Source organism: Coleofasciculus sp. (assembly GCF_046539235.1).
Lineage (GTDB): Bacteria > Cyanobacteriota > Cyanobacteriia > Cyanobacteriales > Coleofasciculaceae > Coleofasciculus.
Genome location: NZ_JBKHHI010000436.1, coordinates 1 through 5,338, shown reverse-complemented (window position 1 = coordinate 5,338; position 5,338 = coordinate 1). Strand labels below are relative to the sequence as shown.

5 protein-coding genes are annotated in these 5,338 nt (G+C 43.0%); 3 read left to right on the top strand and 2 right to left on the bottom strand.

Features of this window, described 5'->3' with window-relative positions; translation table 11 throughout:
* Positions 1–200, top strand: a 200-nt coding sequence (locus ACLFWI_RS26130; RefSeq protein WP_446415347.1) for a hypothetical protein, incomplete at its 5' end; no start/stop codon positions are given.
* 85 nt (positions 201–285) lie between these two features.
* Here the strand turns inward: ACLFWI_RS26130 and ACLFWI_RS26125 are convergent.
* The gene (locus ACLFWI_RS26125; RefSeq protein WP_446415346.1) at positions 286–1,398 is read right to left on the bottom strand and encodes a hybrid sensor histidine kinase/response regulator; all 1,113 of its coding nucleotides are present in this window, start codon (positions 1,396–1,398) and stop codon (positions 286–288) included.
* Positions 1,399–1,567: 169 nt separating this feature from the next.
* Complete coding sequence (locus tag ACLFWI_RS26120) at positions 1,568–4,342, bottom strand: PAS domain-containing protein (RefSeq protein ID WP_446415345.1); 2,775 nt, start codon at positions 4,340–4,342, stop codon at positions 1,568–1,570.
* A gap of 137 nt (positions 4,343–4,479) precedes the next feature.
* Between ACLFWI_RS26120 and ACLFWI_RS26115 the strand changes: the two genes are divergently transcribed.
* Complete coding sequence (locus ACLFWI_RS26115; protein WP_446408911.1) at positions 4,480–4,650, top strand: hypothetical protein; 171 nt, start codon at positions 4,480–4,482, stop codon at positions 4,648–4,650.
* Positions 4,651–4,706: 56 nt separating this feature from the next.
* Positions 4,707–5,338 (top strand): class I SAM-dependent methyltransferase (locus tag ACLFWI_RS26110; protein ID WP_446415344.1); only part of this gene is annotated, 632 nt, incomplete at its 3' end.

Genomic DNA, 5,338 nt, shown 5'->3' with positions numbered 1-5,338 from the left:
CGCTGCAAAAATGGACACAATTGACCTATAAAATTTATCGGGTCGCCCTGGATCATGTATCAGAAAAACCCAGAAAAATTGACATGAACCATTGCCTAAGATCAACCTATCAATTTTCTGGTCAACCATCAATCATCAACAATCAACACTATTTCAACGGTGATGTCACGGTAAAGGTTGTGCGGTCTGGGCGGGTTTAGTTACATCTGGGTGAAGTGAAAAACGATAATAGTGAAACCCGCCCCTACACAGACACCCGGTTCCATCAAAGGTATGGGTCAACCATCAACCATCAACCATCAAAACTATCGGTAAGGTAACGGTAAATGTTGTGCCGACATTAACTTCACTGTCTACGCTAATTTCACCGCCATGAATGTCCACACAGCGCTTGACGATGGAAAGTCCTAAGCCTGTTCCTTTAATTGTGCCGACATTGCTGGCACGATGGAAGGATTCAAACAGGTACTTTTGTGCCTCTGGGGGAATGCCAATTCCACTGTCTTTAATCTGGAACGTGATCGTTGTATCGTTCCTGAATAAATTAAACGTGACGACGCCACCTTGCGGGGAGTATTTTACCGCATTTGCTAGTAAATTAGAGAGGATAGGGCGCAATAGATTAATATCCAGACAAGTCTCGGTGAATTTACCTTGATGCGTAAAGATAATTTGGTACTTTTCTCCAGCATTGGTCTGGATTTCTTCAACTAAGTTATGACAGAATTCAACTAAATCGATGGGAATGGGTTGAAGCTCAACTTTTCCCGACTCGGCTCTACCAATCAGTAAAACATCATCTAACAACTGGATCATCTGGTTTACGGATAGTTTAATTTGCCGCAAATGCTTTTCTTTTTTAGCATCCATACTATCCCGACAATAGCGTTCGAGCAGATCGTTGGAGGAACTAATTGTGGTGAGGGGCGTGCGGAATTCATGGGAGGTGATGGCGATAAACTGCGTTTTCAGTTGGTTTAATTCTTTTTCTTTAGCTAAGGCTAACCGCAGCCGTTCTTCAGACTGATGACGTGAGAGGGCAATTTCAATCGTGGTTTCTAGTTCGTTTTCTTGGAAGGGTTTGAGCAGATAACCGAAGGGGGCTGTTATTTTAGCTCGATCTAAGGTAGGCTGATCAGCATGGGCAGTAAGATAGACGACGGGAATATTCAGACGTTGACTAATTTCCTTGGCAGCTTCAACTCCATCCAGTTTTCCGGGGAGTCGGATATCCATGAGAACTAAATCGGGTTTGGTTTGAGTCGCTGTGGCGATCGCCTCTTCTCCCGTCGTCACTATCCCCACAACTTCATACCCTAATGTCTGCAAAGTGGTTTCAATATCAAACGCCACTATTTCTTCGTCTTCTACAATCAGCAGTCTTGCACTAGATATCATGATGATTGCTTCCTTGTTAGTCAAAAGTGGGTTAAGTTAACTCAGCGTTGCTCCTCCTAGACAAGTTTATATCCTCGCTAATATATAAATAAATTTTATTGATATATCCAAAACTAATTATGTATTTTAGGATACATACCTGGCTCGATGCCAAAAAGTTAAAATTTGTTTATGAGAAGGAGCAATTATGGTTAAGGCTAAAAACAATTATAAATCGATTTCCCTGATTGCGATCGAGTGTTATCTCACCGTTGAGTTGCTTAGTCAACCGACACACAAGCTGTAAGCCTAGGGATGAGGTGTGCGTGAAATCCAAGTCATCAGGGAAACCAATGCCATTATCACAGATGGTCAAGCATAATTGTTCAGGCTCAACAGAGGATAGAGAGTCTGAAGTAGCGTTGGTTAAGTTGTCCGCCTGAACCTCCGCCTCGGCTTCATCAGTTCCTTTTATCGTCTGGAGAGTGATGCAAATTTCACCATTGCGGGAGTCGGGAAAGGCATATTTTAGGGAATTGGATACTAATTCATTAATAATTAACCCGCAAGGAATAGCGGTATCAATTGATAGCGAGATGGGAGCAATCGCCAGATTAAAGTTAATCCCTTGTTGCTTGGCTCCATAGCAGCGAGAGAGAGAGTCAACTAGACTTTGGATATAAGCACCAAAGTTAATCTGGGATAAATTCTCGGCATGATAGAGTTTTTCATGAATCAATGCCATTGCCTGCACTCGATTTTGACTTTCTTGCAAAAGTTCTAAGATTTCGGGTGCTTTTAGTTTCCTTGCCTGTAAGCGCAGCAAGCTGGATATAATTTGCAGATTATTCTTGACTCGATGATGAATTTCTTTGAGTAGGGTTTCTTTTTCGATTAAGGAGGCTTTGATTTGAGTCTCTGCCTGCTTGTGTTGTGTGATATCTTCGATCATGGCAACACAAAATACAGGTTCACCAATCAAGTCGCGCAGCACAGCAACGGTTAGATTAGTCCAGACAATCTCACCATTCTTGTTAAAATAGCGCTTCTGCATCCGGAAACTATCGATTTCCCCCTGGTCAATTTGTTTCATGTAGTGTAAATCACATCCTAAGTCATCGGGATGGGTAAAAGCATCAAAGGTAAGCGACATGATTTCTGACTCAGAATATCCCAGCATTTGATAATAAGCAGGATTGACTTGAATAAACTGATGGGTATGAAAGTTGATCAGGGACATGCCAATGGGAGCATGATCAAAAATTTGTCGGAATCTTTGCTCACTTTTTTGTAAGGCAAGTTCTGTTTGTTTACGCTCGGTGATATCCTGAGCAATTCCGGCAATGCGGTACATCTTACCCTGTTCATTGTAGATGGGAAAGGCGCGATCGCGAATCCAACGCATTTCCCCATTGGGTTGCACGATGCGATACTCTTTGTCAAACTCACCGAGTACCTCTTTAGGAATGGCGCTGACAATGCGATCGCGATCATCAGGGTGAACCGTATCCAACCATGATAGGCAATCATTATACCAAGAATCACAGGATTTGCCAAAAATTTTTTCGTAAGCTGGACTAATATAAATATTTTCCGTCTTTTCTGGATTTGTCATCCAGAATACATCCCGAATATTCTCAGCAAACTGACGGAATGTTTCTTCACTTTTGCGTAATGCAGCTTCGGTTTTCTTGAGATTTGTGATATCGAGAATTGTACCAAATATACCAATTATCTGATGGCGTGAGTTTAAAATCGGTTTCCCTTTAGCGAAAATGTGGCGAATTGAACCATCGGGACGAACCAGTCGATAGTCTAATTTATAGGGTTGCTTATGTTGAATACTATAGGCAACCGTTTGGCTAAAATACTTGCGGTCATCTGGATGAGTAATCTGGTGTACCAGTTGTGCATAAGTTGGTTCACCTTGGTGCGGATCTCGACCAAAAATCCGGAATGTTTCGGCTGACCAAGTAATTTTATGAGTCGCCATATCGTAATGCCAATGACCCAGATGAGCCAATTCTTCTGCTTCAGCAAGTTTAGCTTGACTTTGGCGTAAATTTTCCTCAACTTGCTTGCGATCGGTGATATCTTCAGCAATTCCTACATTGCGATTAACCTGTCCCGAATCATCGAGAATCGGCAAAGTACGCGCCCAAATCCAACGCTGTTCACCATTGGGTTGAATAATCCGATATTCTTGCTCGAAGGGTTTTTCCCAGACGTGATTTTGCCATTCGGTAATTACGCGATCGCGATCGTCTGGATGAATCACATCTTGCCAAGAATTTGGCTGTTGATAGAGAGACTCACAAGAGAGTCCCCAGATTTTTTCGTAAGCCGGACTGACATAAATCATCTGGTCAACCGTGCGGATAAATAAGACTTCCCGAAGGGTTTCCGCAATTTGGCGCAAGTTTTGTTCACTTTCTTTTAATTTAGTATTGATGCGCTGACAAGATTTAATTTCTTCGACCAGTTTTTGACTGGTGTGACGTAAATCCAGGGTGCGCTGATTCAGGTTAGATATCAGTATTTTGTTGAAGAATTGAGAGAGATTAACTTCTGCTTTTCTGCGTTCTGTACTATCCAGACTACTACTAATTAACCGATAAATCTGTGACTCTTGATTATACAAAGGTGTGAGCGTGGTTAACCACCAACTGTCTTGAGATTGGCAATAGGTTTCATAGACAATCGGACGTCCCTCCTGAACGCATCGGGTATAGTTATCCACGATAGTGGTAGCTTCAGTCGCCGGAAAAATCTGTTCCGGTGACTTGTCTTTTACCTCCTCTAAACCTTTACCCATCCATCGTTCAGATGCGGGATTCATCTCCACGAAACGAAATTCACCAGAGGGTAAAACACCAATTACCATGATAGGATGGGCAACGCCTTGATAAAGACTCTCTAGGAATTGTTGTCGTTGTTGAAGTTGGGCGTAGGTTTGTGGTTCCATTTGTCGCTAAAGTGGCTAGGATTTGAATGTTGAGGGGTGTAGGGGCGGGTTTCACTACTATCATGTCTTACCTCACCCAACTATAACTAAACCCGCCCTGACTTGACCCTTAGGTAGATTGGCACATATTGGAAAATGTGCTAAAAGGTCAACAGGATAAAGTTGGATTAGATAGCTATCAATATCTGCATCCTGCGATCGCGGCTACGCCCTTAAGTCGAATGTCACTGACTTTAGAGTTTGTAGTAAGCGCTGTCTTCGCTTCTGGCACGCTTCGTGCCTACTACGAACCCAGCTCCCAGACGTAGCATGCTACGTCTCTACATGGCTTCCCCAGCTTCCTATTCCCTGTTCCCTATTGCCTATGTCTAATAAAACCCTCGGTTTAGATACTCCACTGTATAAATACCTATTATCGGTGTCCTTACGAGAACCCGATATCCTGCAAAAATTACGGCAAGAAACCGCCACCCATCCAGATAGCGCCATGCAAATCGCCCCGGAACAAGGGCAGTTTATGGCATTGTTGGTTCAGCTTATGGGTGCCAAGAAAACCTTAGAAATTGGCGTTTTTACAGGCTACAGTGCTTTATCCGTCGCCTTAGCCTTACCAGAGGATGGCAAGATTTTCGCCTGTGATGTGAGTGAAGACTATACCGCCATTGCCCGCCGTTATTGGGACGCCGCCGGAGTATCGGATAAAATAGATTTGCGATTAGCGCCTGCTTTGGAAACATTAGACGATTTATTAGCTGCAGGGCAAGCGGGAAGTTTTGATTTTGCGTTTATCGATGCCGATAAAGTAAATTATCTGGCATATTATGAGCGAACGCTGCAATTAATTCGTCCGGGGGGTTTAATTGCTATTGATAATGTCTTGTGGGGGGGACGAGTTGCAGATTCTCAGATTCAAGATAAAAATACCGCCGCGATTCGGGCATTTAACCAAGCTATTAGTCAAGATGAACAGGTTATTTTAAGTTTAGTCCCTATTGC